This window comes from Bacillota bacterium (genome assembly GCA_024655925.1).
GTDB lineage: Bacteria > Bacillota > DTU025 > DTU025 > JANLFS01 > JANLFS01.
The window spans coordinates 1-4,503 of sequence record JANLFS010000127.1; the positions used below are offsets into that span (position 1 = coordinate 1).

At 60.3% G+C, this 4,503-nt stretch carries 5 protein-coding genes; all 5 read right to left on the reverse strand.

Annotated features, from left to right (window positions below; genetic code table 11):
• Positions 1 to 575: 575 nt before the first annotated feature.
• On the reverse strand, positions 576 to 1,436 hold the full coding sequence (locus NUW23_14285) for an AroM family protein (protein ID MCR4427328.1): 861 nt from the start codon (positions 1,434 to 1,436) through the stop codon (positions 576 to 578).
• A gap of 25 nt (positions 1,437 to 1,461) precedes the next feature.
• Positions 1,462 to 2,637 carry a succinylglutamate desuccinylase/aspartoacylase family protein gene (locus tag NUW23_14290; protein ID MCR4427329.1) on the reverse strand — a complete coding sequence of 392 codons (1,176 nt, stop codon included), beginning with the start codon at positions 2,635 to 2,637 and terminating at the stop codon, positions 1,462 to 1,464.
• Positions 2,638 to 2,652: 15 nt separating this feature from the next.
• Positions 2,653 to 2,808, reverse strand: coding sequence for a hypothetical protein (locus NUW23_14295; protein MCR4427330.1), 156 nt, complete (start codon positions 2,806 to 2,808; stop codon positions 2,653 to 2,655).
• Between the two features lie 8 nt (positions 2,809 to 2,816).
• Positions 2,817 to 4,100, reverse strand: a complete 1,284-nt coding sequence (locus NUW23_14300; GenBank protein ID MCR4427331.1) for a TRAP transporter large permease — start codon at positions 4,098 to 4,100, stop codon at positions 2,817 to 2,819.
• An 81-nt stretch (positions 4,101 to 4,181) separates the two neighbouring features.
• Positions 4,182 to 4,503: gamma-glutamyltransferase (locus tag NUW23_14305; GenBank protein MCR4427332.1), on the reverse strand; the 322-nt coding region annotated here is incomplete at its 5' end.

A 4,503-nucleotide genomic window follows, 5' to 3' on the forward strand; every position in this document is an offset into this window, starting at 1 on the left:
GCAATCACTTTCGTGGCAGTGAACCGCATTTGATTCTATTGAATTATTCCATGCCATTGAACGAATTCCTCCCTCCGGTCACCGGTTTTTCCAAGTATCGTACCGGATCTACCATGGCGTGCGGGCCGGCCATCCGAAGCCGTCCGTCTCTCGCTCCCCCGGACCGTACCACTCAGTTTCGAGTCACAGTCCTGGCCGAAGCTCGCGACGAACAACGGCGAAAGAATCCACGCGCGACAAACCACATGACACATTCTTCACCGTTGGGGGTCCAATTGGAAGGCTCGTGATTACTTCGATTTGCCTGATCTGCCTCAAGGGTGGGTAGGAGAACCGGGGACGGATGGTATCGCTTCGAGAAAGCTGGGCGGTTTTCAAAGGGGCTGCCTGGTCTTGGGTAATCCCGCTGCTCATCGTCGCAGCGTAATCACGGGAGCCGCGATGGCCACTGAAGCAGGCGTGCTTGCAGTGGCGCTCGCTCTGATTGTCTCGGTGTGCAATTGGGGGTGTCTTCGTGATTGCCTGGCCTTTCGTCTGAGAGACCGACGCATCAGTGAACTCCACCCAAGCGAAATCTACAGAACAACCTCCGCCGCAACCCTGGCCAACACGGACCTGGCCAGCATCACCGGTCGGCCGGAGGCCTCTCTCGCGACCTCTTTCATCGAAAGGTCATAGCCCATGCAATCCATCACCACGACGTCGCACTGGGCAAGTGCCCGGGCGGCCTCCCTCAGCTCCGTGTGAGTCAAACCAGGGCCTGGCTGGACCTCTGTCCCCGAGCAGGAGGTCACTCCCCCATTGCCCTTCACGCTCTCCTTCACTCCAAACGGTGATGCCGCTTCGACAACGACAGTGGTGCCCAGGCCCGCAGCCCGCGCAGCTTTCTCCCAGCGCTCCGCTTGCCAGCAAGCCTGACTCCGGTCGGGGGTAAGCACGCCCAGAATTCCGTCGCCCACGACTGCCAAGGCGGTGGACATGAGTATCCGATCCGGGCGCAGGAGGGGACGGTTCGACTCCAGATCGTCAAAGGACCCGGTGCACAGGAGGATGATGGCGTCAGCCTGATCCTTCGCGCGGCGCACAGCCGCCTCGACCAGGGGATACAGCTTCCTCTCGGACACCTGGACCGACCTGCCTGTTCTGAGCCTCGTGACGAGGAGTTCCTCCCCCTGTGTGGGAGCGAGCGCCGCAACCTCGGCATCACTGAGGCCGTCCAGAGCGCCGAATTCCACGATCTGAATGGCAGCGCGGGGCGAGGCTGGGGAGGCGCTGCATCGGCATTCCCCCCTTGCGGCCTCACTTCTCGGCGGAATGCTCTCCACTCTCGGGCCCTCGGGAATCCCCATTATCCTTCGGAGCTCCGGCACGATGTCTTCCCGAGGTGTCTGCCCGATGGTGACTGCAGCGACAGTGCGGCAAGTCCGGTCGTTCAACTCCCAGCCACCTCCACTGCTTTTCTCACTCAGCCCCATTGGGGTTCTTCAGGAAGTGGCCGAGGCCACGTTCCCGTATGTCCGCGTAGCGCGGAACACCAGTTATGTCAACGCCCGTGCCCGGGTACATCATCTCCATGGTCTGGAGTATCTCCAAGATGCTCGAAGCATGCCTGCCTACCCTCATCTCAATGGGCAGGCCTCCCTCATCGTAAGGCACGGTGACCAGGCCTTTCTTGGCCGCCGCGAGGAGAAACTCATCTTTCCCAACCAGGAGGAGGTCTTCGGTGGTCCTCCCGCGCACCCAGTCCATCAGCGGGTTCGCCACCTCCATCAGGATGACCCGAGCGTCGGAGTGGTCCCCGACCTCCCTGTGGGTGAGCCCTCTGAGCCTGCCGGGGGATGCCTCAACCCCTATCCTGAATCCCTCGTTGAACTCGAGAGTCATGGCGGACATCCCAGCTATGTCCAGGGCGTTCTCATGGGCAACCATCACGTTGACGATGGGATACATCGCGGACGCCTCGTGCAGGTCGATCACAAGGTCGCAGTCTTCCTTGCGGATGAGTTCGGTGATGGCGTAGGCCACCCGTTCCGTGAATAATCCGTTCGGACGCCCGGGGAAGCAGCGGTTGAGGTTTCTGACTTCAGAGCCGCTCAGTATCTGCCCGGATGGGTAGTGCGCGTAGGCCTCGGGGTCCGGCCACTGGTGGACGGGGTTGGTCAGCCTGTCGCCGAGTCTGAACCAGCGCTCGCCCCACTCGGTCTTCACATGGAACCTGGGCAGAAACGCGTCCTCAGCGGGCTGCGCGGTGAACCCACTGTTGTTGCTGTGGGGAATGATGATCAGTCTGCCGCGCTCGACGACGGCGTTCTCTATGAAGAGGACGGCCGTGAGCATGCCGGCGACCTCGGTCGCATGAACGCCGCCGAGAAGGAGCACAGTCCCGCCAGGTTCGTCTCCTTCGAGCACGTACACATCCGTATCCCCGGCAGTGCCACGAATGCCCCCGAAGTAGTCTGACAATCTCCTCACTTCAGTCACGGAAGGCCCTTTCACAATCGGCTCAACCGTGTAGGATTCCAGTATCTGTGCGCTTGCAAGCGCAGTCACTGCAATAGTGACCGCGAGAATCACTGCGGCTCTGACCAGCCGGGCTCCGGAAGAAGTCGGCCTCTTGAAGTTGGGCGAAGCAGACACCTTGCACCACCTCCTTCAGCGGATGTGAAGCGCCCTGAGAAGGAACGGCGCCATCACAACTCCGCAAACAATCTGCTCGTAGATGTCGTCCGACCGGAACATCTTTCGGACGAACCCGATCACTACCAGGCCGCACAGCCCGGTGTATAACGCTGAGATCATGCTGGTCATTCCGCTCGTCACCTCACGAGGAACTTCAAGCTGTTGGCGAAGTAGACGGCCAGGACACCGAGGAGATTGATCAGGAGAATCGGAGGCACGCACTTGCGCAGGAAGGTCCGGTATTCCCCGTCGTACCCTACTGACGAGACCGCGAACTTGCCCACGAGAGCCGTAGGAGGTATCAGCGCCCCAAGCGAGATACACAAGCTCAAGCCGGATATCGCGATGACGGGATCCCGACCGAGGGAGGCCCACATGTATGGAAGCCCGAAGACCGCTGCCGCTCCGAAGGCAAGAAAGGTGCCTGCAAAAGGCAGCACCGCGTAGAGTCCGGGGTACAGGAGAAACCCAGGCAAGGTGAGAATAGCCGTCACGAACAGGCCCTTGACGCCGGTCAGGCTCATGATCTGAACGAGGATCCCCACCGCCGTCATAATACCTATGATCGGCAACAGCAGGTCCATTGTATTAGTGAACGATTTCCACAGGTCAACCCTTGCGCCGCAAGCGAGCGCGACCAACACACCGATCACGAATATCAGCGGCAATCCAATGTTCGGCATGACCAGAGGAAAGAGCCTCGTGGCCACCATCAGGGCTATGATCGCAATGAGAGGAATGTAGGCTGCCGCCCGGGATTGCCCAGCCCGCACCTGCGGGAGCTTTGCGAGAACAGCCTCCACGTCGAGAGGTCCCCGGACGAAACGAAGCCCGTACACCGCCGCAGCGATAGTCGCAAGGACCAAACATACGAAAGCCAGCGGGCAAAAGAACCCCGAATACGGAAGGTTGATTCCCGCAGCCATTATCATGGCATACACATTCACGGGCGGGGCAATCAGACTCAACACCCCTGCAATCGCCACAAGCACAGCAACGTTGAGGATGGGGATGCCCATTCCCACAAGCACCGGTCCGACTATCCCACCCGTCGCAAGCACCGCAACAGTTCCGGAACCAGTCACAGCTCCGGGGAACATAACGACAATCATGATCAGAAGAAGCAAGATGAACGGGCGTCTGTGAAACCTCTTGGTGATGTCTCGCACCAGGAGGTTGAGGGCGCCGCTCTCTCTCAGGACATCCATGAAGACTCCTGCAGTGATCACAATGAGCAAGAAGTAAAGGTAGGCGGTGGATCCCTCGGCAAACCGCCTGATTGGAATCCCGTACCCTCCGGCAAGGGCGCCCGCCGCCGCCGTCAGGACCATAGCCAGAGTTGTCGGCATTCTGAGGAACCTGAGAGCGACGATGAATGTAATAACCATCACCACTAGAGCCAATACGGCACTGGTCACCAAGTCCATCCCTCCTCCAATGCCAGTCGAAGGGAGAGAATGGGGCGGCCGGCCTGCCCGGACCGCCCCTTCCCAACGCCTCCGTTACCAACCTACCACGTAGCCGTCACGGCGCGGGTCGGCTCCGCCCATCAGCACCATGCGCGACGGGTCGACAACAACGCCCTGCGCCCCGCCGACGGACATTGTCCAGTCGGAGAACAGCCTGATCTTGTGTCCTTTGGCCTCGAGTCCTTTGCGGACGTCTTCTGGGATCCTGGCCTCGAGCCTCAGGTCGTTTCCACCGAAGCTGTAGATGCGGTATCTCGGGGCCTCGATGGCGGTCTGCACATCCATGCGGAAATCAATGACGTTGACGATCAGCTGGAACATCGTCTGCCAGATCGCATCCCCTCCAGGGGTGCCG